This is a genomic window from Vibrio sp. GJ43-1, from assembly GCF_055808835.1.
In genome coordinates this window covers 2,945,572-2,965,535 of sequence record NZ_CM147884.1, presented here as the reverse complement: position 1 = coordinate 2,965,535, position 19,964 = coordinate 2,945,572, and the positions used below count along the sequence as shown (strand labels likewise).

The following is a 19,964-nucleotide window of genomic DNA, read 5'->3' as shown; positions in this document are numbered from 1 at the left end:
AGGACAAAATTATGCAACTGAATTTCTCTTTGTATCGTTACAACCCTGATGTCGATCAGAAGCCTTACATGAAAGATTACACCCTTGAGGTGGATGAAGGCTCCGATATGATGTTACTCGATGCTTTAATTCTATTAAAAGAACAAGATCCTAGCATTTCGTTTCGACGTTCTTGCCGTGAGGGTGTGTGTGGCTCTGATGGTTTAAACATGAACGGCAAAAATGGTCTCGCGTGTATCACACCGTTGTCTGCTTTGCAGGGTGACAAGATAGTTATTCGTCCTTTGCCAGGGTTACCTGTGGTACGAGACTTGATTGTCGACATGACTCAGTTTTATGATAACTACTCGAAAGTTAAGCCGTTTCTTGTTTCTGATGGCAATTTGCCTCCTTCAAGAGAGAACTTACAATCTCCTGAAGAACGAGCACATCTTGATGGGCTTTATGAGTGTATCATGTGTGCATGTTGTACAACGTCGTGTCCTTCTTTCTGGTGGAACCCAGACAAGTTTATTGGACCTGCGGGTCTATTGGCGGCTTATCGTTGGCTAATTGATAGCCGTGATACGGCGACAGAGGAACGATTATCTGAATTGGATGACGCATTTAGCGTATTTCGTTGTCACGGTATCATGAACTGTGTCAGTGTATGCCCTAAGGGATTAAATCCAACAAAAGCGATTGGACACATTAAATCGATGTTAGTGAACCGTTCGATTTAAACAAATCCGGCGTTGTTTTAGTCTATAAATATTGTCGATTCGAGTAGAGGGCTCTCTCTATGAGAATCGACTTTCGATAGCTCGGCTTAGACCGCAGCAACTATGAAAACTACTGGTAAGGGAAAATATGCACAACGGCGTGATGAAGGCATGGCTCGAGTCTTCACACTTGGCTGGCGCCAATGCAACCTACGTAGAGGACCTCTACGAACTGTATCTAAGTGATCCCGAACAGGTAAGTGAGGAGTGGAGACGTGTTTTTGATGGGTTGCCTATGCAGCCTGACGATGTGGTTGAACAACCGCATTCACGTGTCCGTGATTACTTCCGACGACTCGCGAAAGAAACAAAGCATTCAAGTGCCCAAGTAAGTGATCCAGAAGTCGATGCTAAGCAAGTAAAAGTACTACAGCTTATCAACGCATACCGCTTTCGCGGTCATCAAGCAGCAGATCTTGACCCATTAGGGTTGTGGAAGCGTCCCCCGTTGCAGAACTTGAACCTGCATTCCACTCTTTAACGGATGATGATTTAGACGAAACCTTTAACGTGGGTTCTTTTGCCATTGGCCAAGAGAGCATGACGTTGAGAGACCTGCATAAAGCCCTACAAAAAACCTATTGTGGTTCTGTTGGCGCTGAATACATGCACATGACGAACACCGAACAAAAGCGTTGGATTCAGCAACGACTTGAGTCTGTAGTTGGTCAACCTTCCTTTGACGAAGACCAAAAAAATACCTTTTTAGAAGAACTGACTGCAGCGGAAGGTCTTGAGCGCTATTTAGGTGCTAAATTCCCAGGTGCAAAACGTTTTTCTTTAGAAGGTGGTGATGCGCTAGTGCCAATGACGAAAGAGCTCATTCGTCATGCGGGTGCATCTGGTTTACGCGAAGTGGTTATTGGGATGGCTCACCGTGGTCGACTCAATATGCTGGTCAACGTCTTAGGTAAAAAACCACAAGACTTGTTTGATGAATTTGCGGGTAAGAAGCACGACGATACTTGGGGTACTGGTGATGTTAAATATCACCAAGGTTTCTCAGCCGATTTTGCGACACCAGGTGGGGATGTGCATTTAGCATTAGCATTCAACCCTTCTCACCTAGAGATCGTTAATCCAGTGGTTATTGGCTCTGTACGAGCGCGTCAAGATCGCCTTGGTGATAAAGACGGTAGCATGGTACTTCCTATTACCATTCACGGTGATTCTGCGATTGCAGGGCAAGGTGTGGTGGCAGAAACGTTCAATATGTCGCAAGCTCGTGGATTCCGAGTTGGTGGCACGGTTCGAATCGTGGTGAACAACCAAGTGGGCTTCACTACATCAAACCCACATGACATGCGTTCTACCATGTACTGTACTGACATCGCCAAGATGGTTCAGGCTCCAATCTTCCATGTTAACTCCGATGATCCAGAAGCGGTCGCTTTCGTCACTCGAATTGCACTTGATTTTAGAAACACGTTCCACAAAGACGTGATTATTGACCTCGTTTGTTACCGTCGCCATGGTCACAACGAAGCCGACGAGCCGAATGCAACTCAACCGTTGATGTATCAGAAGATCAAAAAACACCCAACACCACGTAAGCTGTACGCAGATGTATTGATCGAGCGTAATGAGAGCGATATCGAAACCGCAACTCAAATGGTGAACGAATACCGTGATGCATTAGATCGCGGTGAAGTGGTGGTAAAAGAGTGGCGCCCAATGGCACTTCACTCTGTTGACTGGTCTCCTTACCTCGGGCATGAGTGGGATATGGAATGGGACAGCGCCGTTGGAAAAGAACGCGTTATTGAACTAGGCGAGCGCCTAGGACAGTTCCCAGAAAGTCATAAATTACAAAGTCGAGTTAATAAACTCTACAACGATCGCGCCGCCATGATGAGTGGCGAAAAGATGGTTGATTGGGGTATGGCTGAAACACTGGCTTACGCGACGATTCTTGATGATGGTAAGCGCATTCGTATCTCAGGCCAGGATGCAGGACGAGGTACTTTCTTCCACAGACACTCTGTTCTTCATAACCAAGATGACGCGAGCACTTACATTCCGTTAGCAAATATTCATGATAAACAGGGGCCATTCCAAGTATTTGACTCCGTGTTATCAGAAGAAGCGGTACTGGCGTTTGAGTACGGTTACGCAACCGCAGAGCCGAGTGGTTTAACCATTTGGGAAGCCCAGTTTGGCGATTTTGCTAATGGTGCTCAAGTGGTTATTGACCAATTCATCTCGTCTGGAGAGCAAAAGTGGGGACGTTTATGTGGCTTGACCATGTTGCTTCCGCATGGCTATGAAGGCCAAGGACCTGAACATTCATCGGCAAGACTAGAGCGTTACTTGCAGCTTTGTGCTGAGCAAAACATGCAAGTCATTATCCCGTCAACACCAAGCTCCAGGTTTATCACATGATACGTCGTCAGGTCGTACGACCAATGCGTCGACCGTTGATTGTGATGTCACCAAAATCGCTACTTCGCCATCCTTTATGTACATCAAGTCTTGATGACTTGGCATCGGGGACATTTGAACCTGCGATTGGTGAAGTGGATGACCTTAATCCAGAGAACGTAAAACGTGTCATTTTCTGTTCTGGCAAAGTGTACTTTGATCTTCTAGAGCAGCGTCGTAACAATGAGCAAGAAGATGTTGCGATAGTACGTATTGAACAGCTTTACCCATTCCCACTGGATGATGTTAGAGCGAAAATTTCGAAGTATACCAATGTACAAGACGTGGTGTGGTGTCAAGAAGAGCCACAAAACCAAGGCGCTTGGTATTCAAGCCAACACAATTTCCGTGCAGCGATTCCTGTAGGTGTTGATTTGAAATATGCAGGGCGTCCAGCCTCTGCTTCACCTGCCGTTGGTTATATGTCAGTACACTTGAAACAACAGAAAGCGTTGATCGAAGACGCGTTGACCTTGATTAAGAACTAGAAGTAAAAGGAAGAAACAGATATGACAATTGAAATTCTGGTTCCAGACTTACCTGAATCTGTCGCTGACGCAACCGTCGCGACTTGGCATAAGAAACCAGGTGAAGCAGTGGCTCGAGATGAAGTCATTGTAGACATTGAAACGGATAAAGTAGTCCTTGAAGTCCCTGCGCCAGAAGCAGGTGTACTGGAAGAAATTATTCAAGAAGAAGGGGCGACGGTTCTATCTAAAGAGCTGATTGCACGTCTGAAGCCGGGTGCGGTGGCGGGCGAGCCGACAACAGATACGACGGATTCAACCCAAGCTTCTCCTGACAAGCGCCACAAAGCGGCACTGACAGAAGAGTCAAACGACGCGTTAAGCCCAGCCGTTCGCCGTTTACTGGGTGAACACAGCTTAAAAGCAGAAGATGTGAAGGGTTCTGGCGTTGGCGGCAGAATCACTCGCGAAGACATTGAAGCACACCTAGCTGCTGCGAAGAACGCACCAAAAGCGGAAGAGACGGCAGCCGTTGCTCCTATTTCGGCGCGCAGCCAAAAACGAGTTCCAATGACTCGTCTTCGTAAGCGTGTTGCCGAGCGTCTGCTTGAAGCGAAAAATAGCACGGCAATGTTAACAACATTCAATGAAGTTAACATGAAGCCAATTATGGACTTGCGTAAGCAATATAAAGACCAGTTTGAGGAGCGTCATGGCACGCGCCTCGGCTTTATGTCTTTTTATGTGAAAGCCGTGACCGAAGCGTTGAAGCGTTTCCCTGAAGTGAATGCATCCATTGATGGTGAAGAAATTGTTTATCACAATTACTTCGACATTAGCATGGCGGTATCGACGCCACGTGGTTTGGTGACACCAGTCCTTAAAGATTGCGACACCTTGGGTTTTGCTGATATTGAAAAAGGCATCAAAGAGCTCGCAATCAAAGGCCGCGACGGTAAGTTAACGGTCGAAGAGCTGACGGGTGGTAATTTTACTATCACGAACGGCGGCGTTTTCGGTTCATTGATGTCAACGCCAATCATCAACCCACCGCAAGCGGCTATCTTGGGGATGCATAAAATCCAAGACCGACCAATGGCGGTTGATGGCAAAGTCGAAATTCTACCAATGATGTACCTAGCGCTATCTTATGATCACCGTCTAATCGATGGTCGTGAGTCGGTGGGTTTCTTGGTGACAATTAAAGAACTATTAGAAGATCCAGCACGTTTATTGCTCGATGTATAACGTATTGGTCAATGTGGAAATTGCTCGATAGGTAATGTGTTGAACAATATATAACAACGTGTTGTTTGTTTATTGGGGTGTGTAGTCATCCCAAGTAACAGGAGCTAGGCAGGCTCAGCGTCTAGCTCTTATTTAGCCCTTTACTGGGTGATTCGTAGAAGTACCTCCTACAGACGTATGGCCCACTTATCGGCTTTATGGAAATAATAAATCCCTTTAGGGATAAACAAATGGAATAACGAAATGAATTTGCATGAATACCAAGCCAAACAGCTGTTTGCAGAATTCGGTTTGCCTGTACCAGAAGGCTTTGCATGTGATACAGCCCAAGAAGCGTTCGAAGCGGCTGGCCGCATTAGCACAGAGAAAAAAGTCGTTAAATGTCAGGTTCACGCAGGTGGCCGCGGTAAAGCGGGTGGCGTTGAACTTCATGATACGAAAGAAGGCGTTAAAGAGTTTGCGCAGAAATGGCTAGGAAAAAACCTGGTGACTTTCCAAACTGATGCAAATGGTCAGCCTGTCACTAAGATTTTGGTTGAAGAAGCATCAAACATCGCCAATGAATTGTATTTAGGTGCAGTGGTTGACCGTGCAACGCGTCGTATCGTGTTCATGGCATCAACAGAAGGTGGTGTGGACATTGAAAAGATTGCTGAAGAAACGCCAGAATTAATCCACCAAGCCGCGATTGATCCGCTTGTCGGTCCTCAAGCCTACCAAGGCCGTGAGCTTGCATTTAAACTGGGTCTTGTTGGCGACCAAATTAAACAGTTCGTTAAGATTTTCTTAGGTCTTGGCAACATGTTTGCTCAGTACGACTTAGCTCTACTTGAAATCAACCCACTTGTGGTCACGGCGGAAGGTAACCTTCTTTGTCTTGATGGCAAGATCAACATTGATTCAAACGCGATGTACCGTCAGCCTAAGCTTCGCGAGATGCACGATCCATCTCAAGAAGATGAGCGTGAAGCACATGCAGCTCAGTGGGAACTGAACTATGTCGCGCTTGATGGTAGCATTGGTTGCATGGTAAACGGTGTTAGGTCTAGCAATGGGTACGATGGATATCGTAAACCTACACGGCGGTCAACCTGCAAACTTCCTCGATGTAGGGGGCGGTGCGACAAAAGAGCGTGTAACAGAAGCGTTCAAGATCATCCTGTCAGACACGAATGTAAAAGCGGTTCTTGTTAATATCTTCGGTGGTATTGTTCGCTGTGACCTGATTGCTGACGGCATCATTGGCGCAGTGGAAGAAGTGGGCGTTAAAGTCCCTGTTGTCGTTCGTCTTGAAGGTAACAATGCACCTCTAGGTTCGCAAAAATTAGCGGAAAGTGGTCTAAATATCATAGCTGCGACTTCTCTAACTGAAGCTGCGGAAAAAGTTGTTGCTGCAGCGGAGGGCAAATAATGTCTGTACTAATTAATAAAGATACTAAAGTTATTTGTCAGGGCTTTACTGGTGGTCAAGGTACGTTCCACTCAGAGCAAGCGATTGATTACGGAACAAAAATGGTTGGCGGTGTATCGCCAGGTAAAGGAGGTCAAACTCACCTTGGTCTACCGGTATTTAACACGGTTCGTGAAGCAGTAGAAACGACAGGTGCAACAGCATCAGTTATCTATGTACCAGCACCATTTTGTAAAGACGCAATTCTAGAAGCGATTGATGCGGGCATCAAGCTTATCGTAACTATCACTGAAGGTATTCCAACGCTTGATCTTTTAGACGTTAAAGTCCGTCTAGATGAAGCGGGTGTGGTAATGATTGGTCCTAACTGTCCAGGTGTGATTACGCCGGATGAGTGTAAGATTGGTATCATGCCTGGCCATATTCATAAGAAAGGCAAAGTGGGCATCGTATCTCGCTCGGGAACGCTAACTTATGAAGCGGTTAAGCAAACAACGGATGAAGGCTTTGGTCAGTCTACGTGTGTTGGTATCGGTGGTGACCCTATTCCTGGTTCAAACTTCATCGATATCTTGAAGTTGTTCCAAGAAGATCCAGAAACCGAAGCAATCGTTATGATCGGTGAAATCGGTGGCACAGCGGAAGAAGAAGCGGCAGCCTTTATCAAGGCAAATGTGACGAAACCAGTCGTTTCTTACATTGCAGGTGTGACTGCGCCTCCAGGTAAGCGTATGGGTCATGCTGGTGCGATTATTTCTGGTGGTAAAGGTACAGCAGAAGATAAATTTGCAGCGCTTGAAGAAGCGGGCGTAAAAACCGTGAAAAGCTTAGCTGACATTGGCTCAGCACTTCGCGAAGTGATCGGTTGGTAATAATCAAGTTGGTTTAAGGCGACAAGCCTTTAAATGTACGTTTGAAAAAGGGCTCCGGTAGGAGCCCTTTTTATTACAGCTGGTTTAGTTTAGCCATGTGACCATGATGCGTTATCGCGTTGATAGATGGTTATTAATCACGTGAAGGCATTAGTTGAGCTAATAAGAAAAAAGCGGCGGCGCTGATCACCACGGAGGGGCCAGCTGGTGTGTCGTAGAACCAAGAAAGGCTCAAGCCACAAAGTACTGCGACCATACCGATGGCTGACGCGGTAAACGCCATTGTTTCGGGAGTTCGAGTGAATTTACGAGCAGTAGCAGCGGGTATAATCAGTAGTGACGTCATAATCAGTGCTCCAACAAATTTCATACCGATAGCAATAACAAGTCCAACCATTATCATAATCAATAGACGCATCAAATCCACATTGATGCCTTCAACTGCTGCAAGATCCTCACTGACTGTTGTCGAGAGCAAAGAGCGCCAGAAAATAAATAACAACGCGCCAATGACCAATACGCCTGCATAAATATAGGCAAGATCAGTCGGAGAAACGGCGAGTAAATCACCAAACAGGTAACTCATAAGATCGACGCGAATATTGTCTAGAAAACTCACGGCAACGAGCCCGAGAGACAACGCACTGTGCGCTAAAATACCTAATAAAGTATCGGTAGCGACAAGCTGCTGCTTTTGCAGCGTAACCAATATGACGGCTAGCGCCATACAACAAATGATCAGTGCTAAATACAGGTTAATATCAAACAAGAAACCAAGCGCTAGCCCCATTAGAGAAGCGTGAGCGAGTGTATCGCCGAAGTAGGCCATCTTTCGCCAAACCACAAAAGACCCAAGTGGACCCGCGATTAAAGCGATACCAAGCCCGGCAAGAATAGAAGGAAGTAAAAACTCAATCATGGTGAGTGTGCCCATGTGTATGATGCCCGCATTGCGATGCGTCGCCCGTCACCGCTTCACCGGATAAATCGTGATGGTGGTGGGTATGTTGGTGTTGATAAAAAGCCAGTGTTTCCTTCGTCGCTGTGCCAAATAGGGCGATATAAGAAGGGTGTTGGGTGATGGTTTGGGGGCTCCCTTGGCAGCAAATATGGTGGTGGAGACAAATGACATCATCGGTTTTAGCCATTACAAGGTGGAGATCATGAGAGACCATAAAAACCGCACAACCAAATCGATGACGTATGTTATCAATTAAATCATATAAATCGATTTGTCCCTGCACATCAACGCCTTGCGCTGGCTCATCTAATACTAACAGATCAGGACGTTGAAGTAGTGCTCGTGCCAATAGCACTCGTTGGTTTTCGCCACCCGATAACTGATGCATATTATTTTTGATGAGGTGCTCAGCGCCGACTAATTTGAGCGCATCAAGTCGTTCTTGGGCGCTGTATTTTCCTGCAAGTGCTAAGAATCGTCCGACATCAAGTGGCAACGTTTCATTCAGTGTTAATTTTTGAGGCACATAGCCGATTCTTAGCTTCTTAGCGCGTTCAATACGGCCAAGGTAGCGCTTCTGTAGTCCAAGTAATACCTTCACTAAGGTGGACTTACTTAAGCACCATTAGGGCCAATTAGGGTGAGGATTTGGCCTTTATTTATCGTCAACGTGATGTTATCGAGCACGCGACGTTTACCGAACTCGACAGATACCCCATCGAGTCGAATTAATTCGGACATGAATAGAACTCATTTGCAAATGCTAAGTGTTATAATGTAACATTTAAAACTCTCTTAAGCCAGTCTACCACTTGAGGCCACTATGTTGCGTTATCTTTCCTTTGCTGCTTTAGCAATACTTGTTCCAATGAAGTCCCAGGCGATTGAGGTGCTCAATAGCATCAAGCCGTTTGAAATGATCTCCCATGAGCTCATTTTAGAAGGGCAAACTACGTCTTCGTTATTAAACGCCAATGCTTCTCCTCATGATTATGCGATGCGACCTTCAGACGTTAAGCGATTGAACAGTAGTGATGTCGTTGTTTGGTTTGGTCCCGATTTGGAGAGCTTTTTAGATAAATCGCTCGAAGGTAAATCAAACGTAGTTAAAGTCGTGGATATCGAAGGGATGTCACTGCGTGAGTTTGGCGATGACGATCATGGTCATGAAGGGCACCATCATGGAAGCTATGATCCTCACGTGTGGTTAGGGCCTAAACAAGCACTAAAAGTTGCCCAAGCGATTAGTGCCAAGTTGATAACGTTGGACCCAGAAAATAGAACTGAATATCAGCAAAAATTGGCTAAGTTTGAAGCTAATCTCAGCCAAACTGAAAGCGAAATAAAGCAAGATCTCGCGCCAATTCAAACGGAAGGTTACTATGTTTTTCATGATGCTTATGGGTATTTTGAATCGTACTTTTCTCTAAACAACTTAGGTCACTTTACGGTTAGTCCTGAGCGTAAGCCAGGTGCGAAGACACTGATTAGCATCAAAACAACGCTAAAGGAAAAACAGATAAAGTGCGTGTTTGCGGAGCCACAATACACCCCAGCTGTCATTGAATCGGTCACTCGTGGCACGGGTACAAACATCGGCCGACTTGATCCACTCGGGACGGATATTGTTGTCGAGGATGGGAGCTACTTTACGTTCTTACATGCGTTGTCAGATAGCTTCACCGATTGTTTATCTCAGTAAGTATCATGGACTCCAATAAGCATCGTAGGGTAAAGGAAATGATGTGAATCACTGATGAGTGGGGATGTGATCGTCTAAGCAATTCGCGCGGTAATCAACGGAGAGCGCTTTAATAAATGTCATAAATCGATTAAATTAGCGATAATTATCGATGCAAATTAACCGGGCGATTGTGAACCACACCTCTCATTATCCGTTTTGGTCAAATTCAGCTTCCCGTTGTTGTGAGGCTGAATTTGGCTATGCGAAGAAAATGCAGCTATCTAGGGCCAAAATGAGATGGTGGGCGAGGAGTGTGTGCTGGCTCCTTTTAATGCTGTGCTCTAAGGTGCTAGCGGTTGAGTTCCCTCCAATTTTTTACCCACTTCAATTGCAATCGCAAGGACAGTACTTACCAGCAAAACAGCTATATATCGGTGTGGATGGCGGGCTTTGGTCTTTCGATGTCCATGATAAAGTTCGCTTTTTTGATGGTCGCCGTTTTGTCACTCTTGAAAATCCCCCTTTACCGCTTCAAATGCGGTGTTTGCTCAAGGTAGGTTTTGGTATCACCGGGATAACCAAGTACTGACTCAAGTTCCAGAGGGTGAGGAGAAGTTGATTTACGATGTGCAATTGACAAATACCATTCGCCACTTGGGAGAATCTAACAGCAATCTATGGTTTGTTGATGAATCGCATTTTTACATGTATTCAATGACTAGCCAGCAAGTAACAACGTTGCCTCTTTCGTTATTTGAAAGCTATCATAGTGGGTTGTCTATTGATGTTTCTGATGCGATTTTCATCGATAATGGTTGGTATCTAGCAACTTCGATTGGCGTATTTCGTTGGGACAACGCGTCGTTAACTCGGCTTAAACTTTCAACAAATTTCCCTGCATCAACGCTCCATTACTCGTTAGAAAACAAACAGCTTGTTGTTGGATTTACGACGGGCGTCGAAATCTATAATGTCGATACATCCACATCCACATCCACCTCCACCTCACAGTACTATCCGTTGGCACACTCTCATGTTTTAACCTTGGAAGAATCCGAAGGGTACTACTGGGTGGGAACGGAGCATGGGTTATACCTGATTGATAAAGCGCTGGGAGAAGCCGATAAGGTCGAGGTCAATCTAAATGATGAATACGGCCTGCTTGGTGAAAAAATATACTCATTAGTCAGTGATGGAATGAGTGGAATGTGGATTGCGACGAATGGTGGTGTTCGCTACTTTTCCGAGTACAGTGGGTTATTTCGGCGTTCTTCCGTTAATTACCAAGATGACCTCAGGCGCATTGACACTAAGCTCGATATGTTTAGTAACCCGCTAGGTGGATACTGGGTCGTCACAAACAATGGTTTGTATTCCGTTAATAATCAAGGTGTTTCAACGTTGGTGTTTTGGGGGCAAGTTTCTTCCGTAGCGCAGCGAGACAAAACACTTTGGTTGGCGACAGAGCGAGGGTTGCTATCACTTGATTTAGGGCGTTATCGCGTCACGCCTATACGGGAAGAATACCCGTCGTTACCCATTGATATTGAGCATCTCGCGTTTGAGGTTGAAAGTGGGGATAGTGGCACATTGTGGATGAGTAGTGGTTTACGCCTATTTGCTCTTAATATTGCCAATAATGAATTGAAGGATTACGGTACTGACTGGGTGCTAAACAAGCACTTGCCCGCTAAAATAACGACATTGAAAGCGTTGGACAAGCAACGTATAGCTGTCGGCACGGATCATGGCCTATACCTCATTGATAGTGGGAAAAGTCACTATGTCAGTGAGAGTGAAGCTTTTGGTCGTGTGATTGAGATGGCAGCAACGCAAGATACCCTTTGGGTTGTGAGCAGTTATGGTGTTTTTACTTATGAGGCAGAAAGACGACATTTAAACCAAGTCGAATTGCAGCGTGCCAACATTCGCCCACTCTGCGTAACTCAGGGCAACAAGGCATTATGGGTCATTACGTCGATGGGAGTGAGTGCGTACTTACCTATAGGTGAGATTAAACGGCATCTATCTGAGCCTTATGGCTTGATTAATAATGAATTTGTCGATGGAAGTTGCGCATACAATCAGGAGGCTGGCGCTATTGCGGTTGGTTCTCGCTACGGAATTGTTGAGTTTACATCAGGCGAGCTACTGCAAACAGCCCTTCCCACTCAAACCGTACTCATTACTGAGCTTACTGTCGGTAATCAATCCGTGTCTATTGGTTCTGAACCAATGAAGAATCTTCGTATTCCTTATGGTCAGTCGATCGGTGTGCGGTTTGGTGTATGGCCATTTCCGTCGGGTAAAGCGATTGAATATCGCTTTGATGGTGATGATCATTGGTCGGTAATTCAAGGGCTAGAGCTTAATTTTGATAAGCCTACAGAGGGGCAACATCAACTCTATATTCGCATTGTCGGTGATGAGAGCGGTTTTAGTCAAAAGTCATTTGGGTTGGTGGTTTTAACGCCATGGTATAAGTCGGCAAGCTTTTACGCGTTTACGTTCTTTGGTGTGCTGTCCATGATTGTTTGGGTTGTGCTATGGCGATCGCGACGTGTGAGGGCGATTAACAAAATGCTGAAGACACAAGTTTCTCTCAAAACAGAGCAATTACAGCATCAAAGTCGTGTACTCGTTAGGAATAACCAACAGCTTAGAAAAGTGTTCCATGTTCGGCAGCAGGTAATGCGTGACTTAGTCCAAAGTGCCGTCGATGCATCAAAGCATACCTATTTAGATAACGTGAAACAAAATATGGGACTCAATGAGCGATTACGAAACCTAGATGCCATTTTTGATGAAGAAGGTCAGCGTCCCGCGGTGTGTTCCGTCAGTAATATTATTAACTTTACGGTCAAAGCATGGCAGCAAGAGTTTGATTATCATGGTGTTCGTATCAATCTCGTAGTTCTTCCTGAGACGAGCTATGTTTTCTTGGATGATTGTAATCTAGATATCATTTTTAACTCTGTCTTATCTAATGCCTTAAAGCGTTTAGTGAGAGGACAAGTTCTTAGTATCACTGTGGATGTCGATAGAACGAAGTTAAGTGTGACATTTGAAGATTCGGGTCTACCTTTGCCTAGTGTGAACTGTTCACCACAAGATCTTGATAGTGTAGAAACTGAGAAAGTGCTCGATTTTAGCCCAAGTAGCTTACCGTTGCATATTCATAACTCAGGGGAGAACTGCGACCAATAGAGCGAGGAGCGGTCAATCGTATGGTGATTCGCTGGAATCTCTATAGTGCTAATTTAATTGATACCAGTAAAGATGGCTCAGAGCCATTGGAACCGACTACTTTTGAAGCACAGACATTGAAATCAGAGGTAGGCAACGGTCCAGACAAACCGAAGCACGGTGACTGGAAGGCGAATGTCACCCAACTGGTTTCAGAGCAGTTCAGTAACCCAGAATTTAGTACTTCAAGTGCGGCAAAGGTCTTGTTTATCTCCGAGCGCAGCTTACAGAGGCGTTTTAAGTCATTATTTGGCGTTACTTTTTCTGACTACTTAAGCGAAATTCGCATGGAAAAAGCGTGTGAAATGTTATTACAAGGAGAGAAGGTGGTAGATGTTGCTTTCTCCTGTGGATTTAATGACCCTTCATACTTCTCGCAACGATTTAAACTTTACTTTGGCATCTCACCTTCTAAATTCGCCTCTTTGGATATTGATGAGAGCGAAAACGCGTAAGCATGCACAAAAACAAACGGACTCTTTGGCAAGCACGGTCTTTAGTGAGTCGTGGTTATCACTATTTTTAGCTATAACGAAAAATAGTTATAACGAAAAATAGTGATAGAAAGCGCGTTGTTTTACTCTTTCCACTTCTATGTTTGTCAATTCAAATTGGATTTGAGCGCCTGGGCGTAGTTGACCTAGTTTTGCTAAATCTCGAAAGGCTATCACACCAGCTTTTCTATAGCCGCCAAGGGTTTGTCGATCTTGGAGTAAAATGATGGGCGAGCCGCCGTGGGTAATTTGAACCGAACCACATGCGATACCTTCTGAGATGATATCGGTTTGATTAAGCGTTGCTTGCTTAATGATTGGTGTGGTTATTGGTGTTTCAGAAGAAGACAGGCGAATACCCATTCGATCACTTTGTGCAGAGACCGTAAACCAGCGGTTAAATAATTCATTAATAAATGTGGTATCAAAGCTAGCAAATTGATAGCTAGGAATGAGCCGAATACGCTGCTTTTGAGGGTAATATGACCTGAGAAATCTTGGTGCTGCACCTAACGAGGCGACTAACTCGTGTTCGGCGCAGTGCTGAGAGTTAGGTTCATTAATCGTGAGGATATCACCTTGGCGTAGTGGCTCGCCGTTTTTAATCCCACCTATACGGTTTCTCACGACGGTCGATACACTGCCAAAGCTAAGGTCGAGTCGGAACTCCCCTTTGACTGATAAGTAGCTTCGAGCTCCGGTTTTGGGTGTATTTAGTTGTAAGGTTTCACCAGGCTGTAGCGTAAAAGGCTGCCAATTTGAAACCGCCTGTTCTGATTGAGTTACGGACGCCGATGATGACGTTATGGTTGCATAGCAATCCGCACCACTGAGCATCATGGTGATGGGTTCAAGAGCTCGGAATTGTGCATGACCAAATAAAATCTCAATACTTGCATTTGAAGCCGGGTTTTGTAGCATTTTTTGTGCCCAACAATGTGCCTGTAAATCAGCAACACCACCTTGGCTAAGTCCATATTGGGCAACACCCCAACGACCTAAATCTTGAACTAAGCTCAAGTGGCCAGGATTGACGATCACCAGTCTAGACATGTCGTTCCCCCCAATTCAAAAAAATCACGCTGACTGATTGGGGTAAACTGCACTTTATCGCCCACTTTTAATCGCGATGTCTGTGGAGAGGTTGCATCATAAAGTTGCAATGGACAGTTGCCAATAATGTTCCACCCCCAGGCGTCGTCTGTGGATATACTGCCGTCTGTCGGTCGGCAATACCGACACTGCCCTGCGGAACTCTTTTTCTTGGTTCCGTTAATCTAGGCATGCGTATGTTTTCGGGCACGTCAGCCAGAAAAGCAAAGCCAGGTGCGAACCCAATAGCACACACGGTGTAAAGTGTGGAGTGGTGAAACTCAATAATTTGTTCTTTGGGTAGGTTTAGTTGCTCGGCCATAGTGGTCAAGTCTGGTCCAGTACTTACATCGTAGAAGATCGGCAAGGTTATCGTATTCCCTGCTATATCATTGCGGGGAAGGCTCGGCTTTATGGTTGATATAAAGCGTTGTAACGTTAACCAATCCAGTTTTAGCGGATGAAACTCAATGAGTAAAGAAGTATAAGATGGCGTGCAGTTGAGTATTGCCGTCGGAAAAGCATGGGTGACTTGCTGGGCATAACTTGAGATATCGCGGGGGAGGTTAACGTCGATGGCTTTGCCAAAATACACAATAAGACTAGATTCCGATACTGAATAGATCTCTAGCTTATTCTCCATTGTTTTGCCCTGCACGGTGGATTATTGCTCGAATAGCGGTCGCGACTTCGATGGAGGCTTCATTGTCACCATGAACGCAAAGTGTATCGGCGATTACGCGTCGTTTATTTCCAGATGCCGTAATGAGTGTTTGCGTTTGTAATAGATGGCTGGCTTGTTGCAAAATTTGTTCGCTAGAGTGGAATACCGCGTTAGCTTGGCTTCGAGGTGCTAATTCACCATTATCTAAATATAAGCGGTCAGCAAAGGCTTCAAATAGTACCGAGACGCCTATGTGCTTGGCAAGCTGTCGGGTTTTCTCTGCGTGGCTGTTGGCGAATAGCATGACCGGCAGGTTGAGCGCTTTGGCAGCGGTAAAGATAGCCTGCATGGTCGACGCTGAGTGCATCATGTCGTGGTACATTGCACCATGAGGCTTGATATAGTCAACACGGCCGCCATGAAGTTGGCAAATCCCTTCTAACGCCCCGACTTGGTATAAAATTGATGTGGTGATGGCATCGCTGGACATGGTGATGCTTCGTCGCCCAAAGCCGACTTTATCGTCGTAGCCAGGATGGGCACCAATCGATACATGATGGTGTTGACATAATTGTACGGTGTGGGACATGGTTTCAGGATCGGAGGCGTGGAAGCCGCAGGCGATATTTGCTTTATCTAATAGAGGTATGAGCTGCTCATCTTTACCTAAAGACCAGCTACCATAGCTTTCTCCTACATCACCATTTAGTCCTATCATCGTATCTAATTCCCTGAAATACTTGCGTTCCATTATGATTAATTTCAGTTTGATTGACAAATATACACAGTGAGAGGTTGAGATTGTAAGGGCTGAGTCACGCTATCGGTATGTCAATGAGAAGGGGGGCTGGCTTGTATCTATCAGAATAAGGTCGAGAGGCTAAACGCGGCGCAAAAAAAATCGCGGCATAGCCGGGGGACCATACCGCGGGTGCCAATGACACCTTCGCTTGCTGCCGGAGTGATGTGGGTTACCACATCACCTCTGGAATTTAATTTACAGGAGCGCTTTGCTCTGTTGAAAATTACTATAGCGATTCCTACTTAATTTACTTATAAAAAAAACGGCAACCTACCATTACTATAGCGACATCTTTGTTTTTGATTGGTTATGCTATTGATTTTAAGTGTGTTTTTTGTTTATTTTGATGTTTTCATCTTGTTGTATATTCGATCACTGTCGCTTTTTTTGAAGTGATTTGACGAAATTGACGTGTTTTTTTGACGTTACGTTCGCTTACAAATAGCGCAAAGTTGATCTAACGCAAAGCGAAACCTAAGGTTGCACCATTAAAATTAGTGCTAATGTTAATATTTCTCATTACCAATCATAATTTGGGTGAATTAAATGAAGCTGGCTGAATTACAAGTAGGAAGTAGTGGTGTTATTACTGCTTTATCTGGGCTCTCAACTGACGTCCGTAAAAAATTAATGGTAATGGGAATTTTACCTAATACAGAGATTAAAGTGATTCGTCGTGCGCCAATGGGCGATCCACTTCAGGTTGAAGTTAGAGGCGTCTCACTTGCGATTCGCAATGCCATTGCGCAATCGATTGAAGTGGAGTCTGCGAAATGAACTACACCATCTTAACTGTTGGTAACCCTAACAGCGGGAAAACAACCCTATTTAACGGGTTAACCGGAGCTAAGCAGCAAGTTGGCAACTGGGCTGGTGTCACAGTCGAAAAGAAAACTAGGTCAATATCGTCACGCTGGCGACGACTTTCAATTAACGGACCTTCCGGGTATCTACGCACTAGATAGCGGTAATGATGGTAACAGTATTGATGAGTCTATTGCTTCACGCGCCGTTTTAACACACCCGGCGGATCTCATTATTAACGTAGTTGATGCGACCAGTCTTGAGCGCAGTTTGTATATGACGCTGCAACTGCGTGAACTTGGACGTCCGATGATTGTTGTACTTAACAAAATGGACGCATTGAAGCGTGAAAGAGTTAAATTAGACATAAAAGCCTTAGAAAAAACGCTCGGTTGTCCTGTTGTCACCCTGTCGGCGACCGATAAAGACCAAGTACGAACCCTGAAAGAGCAACTGCACAAAATTGTGGTGCAAGGTTTAACGCTTGATAAGTTAATGCTTAATTATGGCAACGAAATGGAACATGCCATTGCAAAGCTAACGCCCATGTTTGCAGACGAATCCGTAGATCCAAGGGCGCTGGCCATTCGTTCGCTTGAAAATGACGTTATGGTGCTGAATGCACTAACGAGTGAGCAAAAGTCGACGGTTGAGCTTGCTCGAGCCCAAACCGGTATCGACATTGATTTACAAGTGGCGGATGTGAAGTACACCTTTTTGCATGATCAGTGTAAAAAACTTCGTCGTAGCGACGGTAAATTGAGTCGTAGCTTTACTGAAAAAGTGGATGAAGTCATTTTGAACAAGTGGGTAGGCATTCCTTTCTTCTTTGTTGTGATGTACTTAATGTTTATGTTCTCAATTAATATTGGCAGTGCTTTCATTGATTTCTTTGATATTAGTGTCGGCGCATTGCTTGTTGATGGTGGTCACTACTTGCTTGATGATCATTTGTCGGTTTGGTTAGTCACGTTGATTGCTGACGGTGTCGGTGGTGGTATTCAAACGGTCGCAACGTTTGTTCCCGTTATTGCCGCGCTGTATTTATTTCTTGCAGTATTAGAAAGTTCTGGTTACATGGCTCGCGCAGCGTTTGTACTCGATAAAGTTATGCAAAAAATAGGGCTTCCAGGTAAGGCATTTGTTCCTCTTGTCCTTGGGTTTGGTTGTAACGTACCTTCTATCATGGCGACGCGAACGTTGGACCAAGAAAGAGAGCGTAAGCTTGCCGCATCAATGGCACCTTTCATGTCTTGTGGTGCAAGACTGCCCGTTTATGCCCTTTTTGCCGCGGCTTTCTTCCCAGAAAGTGGCCAAAATATTGTTTTTGCCCTTTACCTGTTAGGTATTGTTGCCGCTGTCTTTACCGGGTTGGTACTGAAGCACACTATCTATCCAGGTTCTAGTGATAGTCTAGTGATGGAAATGCCAGACTATGAATTGCCTACAATTCAAAACGTAATGATTAAAACGTGGCAGAAGCTGAAACGTTTTGTGTTGGGTGCTGGTAAGACGATTGTCGTTGTCGTGACGATTCTTAGCTTCTTTAACTCGGTTGGTATGGACGGCTCATTTGGTAACGAAGACAGTGAGAACTCGGTATTATCAAAAGCGGCACAAGTTGTGACTCCAGTTTTTGCTCCGATGGGCGTTCAGCAAGATAACTGGCCTGCAACGGTCGGTATTATTACCAGTATTTTTGCTAAAGAAGCCGTAGTAGGCACGCTTAATAGCTTATATACGTCTGGTGATGATGAGGGTGAAGAGTTCAACTTGATGGTGAGCTTGCAAGAGGCAGTTGCGTCTATTCCTGATAACCTATCTGGCTTAAGTTACTCTGATCCATTGGGTGTTGATGTTGGTGATTTATCCGATGCGACGGCCGTAGCGGAAGAGCAGGAAGTAGACACGTCTATTTTTGGCAATTTGAAAGGGTACTTTGTTACCGCAAATGCAGCATTTGCTTACCTTATCTTCATCTTACTTTATACGCCATGTGTCGCGGCGATGGGGGCTTATGTTCGTGAATTTGGTCAGAAATATGCTCGATTCATTGCAGTATGGACGATGGGGCTTGCTTACGGCGGTGCAACGCTTTATTACCAAGTGACTCACTTTAGCGCGCATCCAGCGACAAGTTCGGCATGGATAGTGGGTATATTGCTATTTGGTCTTTTAGTCTTCAAATTATTGAAGTCTGAAGGTAAAAAGCACCAAGCATTAGAGGTGCAAGTGGCATGATTTTAGCTGACTTGAAAGCGCATATAGAGTGTCATCCTGGTGTGACTCGTCAAGCGCTTGCCGCGGAGTTTGCACTAAGCGAAGATGGTATTGAGGCCATGCTTGCAGTTTGGATACGCAAAGGAAAGCTTTCAAGGACGGAAGATTGTGATAAGGCAGGACAGTTGATTCGAGTGAGGTATCACGTGAATCAACCGAATAGTTTATCCATTCAAGTGACGATGTAAAAAAGGCCCCGCGGGGCCTTTTTTTGTGGTTATAGGATCCACTTACTTGTCGAGCGACCGACTTGCCAGTAACGACGGTCTATTAGTAATGGAATTCAGCCGACTTCGCCAGCTCCATACGTAGAGTATTCGCAAGTTCACTTTGTTTTGTATCGTTACGGTATTCGCCTTTGGTGTTCCCCCACAGCGGTCCTGGCCAGGCAATGTCATTGCTAAAACGCGCTATATGATGGATATGAAGTTGTGGCACCATGTTGCCGAGCGCACCTAAGTTGAGCTTATCAGGTGTAAACAGTGACTCTAATGCGAGGTTCACGCATTGAGATTCAGCGAGAAATTGATGCTGCTGCTCCATGGGTAAGTGATGAAGCTCGCGAAGGTTAGCTTGCTTGGGAACAAGGATAACCCATGGCACTGAATCATCTTTGTGAAGTAATGCCACACAAAGAGGAAAGTCGCCGAGGTAAGTGGTGTCGAGCGCTAATTGGGGGTGCAGTGAAAACGACATAGAAGGTCTCCCAAAATTGAGTTCAAAAAAGGCGAATTGCTTTCGCAAGTCGCCTTCTCAT

13 protein-coding genes and 5 pseudogenes are annotated in these 19,964 nt (G+C 45.2%); 12 read left to right on the top strand and 6 right to left on the bottom strand.

The genetic code is table 11. From position 1 onward, the window contains the following. The first annotated feature begins 11 nt into the window (after positions 1-11). The 5 genes and pseudogenes from AC0L66_RS14170 to sucD all read left to right on the top strand — a co-directional run bounded on the left by AC0L66_RS14170 (position 12) and on the right by sucD (position 7,180). Positions 12-722 (top strand): succinate dehydrogenase iron-sulfur subunit, encoded by a 711-nt coding sequence (locus AC0L66_RS14170; protein ID WP_265677403.1) that lies wholly within the window; start codon positions 12-14, stop codon positions 720-722. 127 nt (positions 723-849) lie between these two features. After that, positions 850-3,670, top strand: a pseudogene (gene sucA / locus AC0L66_RS14165) (2-oxoglutarate dehydrogenase E1 component). Between the two features lie 21 nt (positions 3,671-3,691). Continuing rightward, positions 3,692-4,897 (top strand): 2-oxoglutarate dehydrogenase complex dihydrolipoyllysine-residue succinyltransferase, encoded by a 1,206-nt coding sequence (gene odhB, locus AC0L66_RS14160; RefSeq protein WP_265677401.1) that lies wholly within the window; start codon positions 3,692-3,694, stop codon positions 4,895-4,897. 243 nt (positions 4,898-5,140) lie between these two features. After that, a pseudogene (gene sucC, locus AC0L66_RS14155) lies at positions 5,141-6,308 on the top strand (ADP-forming succinate--CoA ligase subunit beta). Further along, positions 6,308-7,180 (top strand): succinate--CoA ligase subunit alpha, encoded by an 873-nt coding sequence (gene sucD / locus AC0L66_RS14150; RefSeq protein ID WP_473567743.1) that lies wholly within the window; start codon positions 6,308-6,310, stop codon positions 7,178-7,180. The pseudogene sucC and the gene sucD overlap by 1 nt, the downstream one beginning before the upstream one ends. Before the next feature lie 133 nt (positions 7,181-7,313). Here sucD and znuB read toward each other — a convergent pair whose 3' ends face one another. Together znuB and znuC are read right to left on the bottom strand one after the other, a co-directional pair. Next, positions 7,314-8,099, bottom strand: coding sequence for a zinc ABC transporter permease subunit ZnuB (gene znuB / locus AC0L66_RS14145; protein WP_265675869.1), 786 nt, complete (start codon positions 8,097-8,099; stop codon positions 7,314-7,316). Next, positions 8,092-8,882 (bottom strand): annotated as a pseudogene (gene znuC, locus AC0L66_RS14140) (zinc ABC transporter ATP-binding protein ZnuC). The gene znuB and the pseudogene znuC overlap by 8 nt, the downstream one beginning before the upstream one ends. An 82-nt stretch (positions 8,883-8,964) precedes the next feature. Here znuC and znuA point away from each other — a divergent pair. From znuA to AC0L66_RS14120, 4 genes and pseudogenes are all read left to right on the top strand, one after another. Continuing rightward, positions 8,965-9,843, top strand: a complete 879-nt coding sequence (gene znuA / locus AC0L66_RS14135; RefSeq protein WP_265675859.1) for a zinc ABC transporter substrate-binding protein ZnuA — start codon at positions 8,965-8,967, stop codon at positions 9,841-9,843. 313 nt (positions 9,844-10,156) lie between these two features. Beyond that, entirely contained in the window at positions 10,157-10,414 is a 258-nt protein-coding gene (locus tag AC0L66_RS14130) for a hypothetical protein (RefSeq protein WP_473567742.1), read from the top strand. A 44-nt stretch (positions 10,415-10,458) separates the two neighbouring features. Continuing rightward, positions 10,459-13,032, top strand: a complete 2,574-nt coding sequence (locus AC0L66_RS14125) for a hypothetical protein (RefSeq protein WP_473567740.1) — start codon at positions 10,459-10,461, stop codon at positions 13,030-13,032. Positions 13,033-13,226: 194 nt separating this feature from the next. Continuing rightward, positions 13,227-13,526, top strand: a pseudogene (locus tag AC0L66_RS14120) (helix-turn-helix transcriptional regulator); the annotation flags it as partial. 87 nt (positions 13,527-13,613) lie between these two features. On the opposite strand, the gene AC0L66_RS14115 reads toward AC0L66_RS14120, so the two are convergent. The 3 genes from AC0L66_RS14115 to AC0L66_RS14105 form a co-directional block, all read right to left on the bottom strand. Beyond that, positions 13,614-14,618 (bottom strand): 5-oxoprolinase subunit C family protein, encoded by a 1,005-nt coding sequence (locus tag AC0L66_RS14115; RefSeq protein ID WP_265675857.1) that lies wholly within the window; start codon positions 14,616-14,618, stop codon positions 13,614-13,616. Positions 14,619-14,685: 67 nt separating this feature from the next. Continuing rightward, entirely contained in the window at positions 14,686-15,300 is a 615-nt protein-coding gene (locus AC0L66_RS14110) for a 5-oxoprolinase subunit B family protein (protein ID WP_473567738.1), read from the bottom strand. Next, positions 15,290-16,039, bottom strand: a complete 750-nt coding sequence (locus AC0L66_RS14105; protein WP_473567737.1) for a 5-oxoprolinase subunit PxpA — start codon at positions 16,037-16,039, stop codon at positions 15,290-15,292. Before AC0L66_RS14105 ends, AC0L66_RS14110 begins: the two co-directional genes overlap by 11 nt. Positions 16,040-16,669: 630 nt before the next feature. Here AC0L66_RS14105 and AC0L66_RS14100 point away from each other — a divergent pair. From AC0L66_RS14100 to AC0L66_RS14090, 3 genes and pseudogenes are all read left to right on the top strand, one after another. Beyond that, positions 16,670-16,900, top strand: coding sequence for a FeoA family protein (locus AC0L66_RS14100; protein WP_250615574.1), 231 nt, complete (start codon positions 16,670-16,672; stop codon positions 16,898-16,900). Beyond that, positions 16,897-19,168 (top strand): annotated as a pseudogene (gene feoB, locus AC0L66_RS14095) (Fe(2+) transporter permease subunit FeoB). The gene AC0L66_RS14100 and the pseudogene feoB overlap by 4 nt, the downstream one beginning before the upstream one ends. After that, the gene (locus AC0L66_RS14090; protein WP_265675853.1) at positions 19,165-19,395 is read left to right on the top strand and encodes a FeoC-like transcriptional regulator; all 231 of its coding nucleotides are present in this window, start codon (positions 19,165-19,167) and stop codon (positions 19,393-19,395) included. The pseudogene feoB and the gene AC0L66_RS14090 overlap by 4 nt, the downstream one beginning before the upstream one ends. Before the next feature lie 82 nt (positions 19,396-19,477). On the opposite strand, the gene AC0L66_RS14085 is transcribed toward AC0L66_RS14090, so the two are convergent. After that, positions 19,478-19,903, bottom strand: a complete 426-nt coding sequence (locus AC0L66_RS14085) for an HIT domain-containing protein (RefSeq protein WP_473567735.1) — start codon at positions 19,901-19,903, stop codon at positions 19,478-19,480. Positions 19,904-19,964 lie beyond the last annotated feature (61 nt).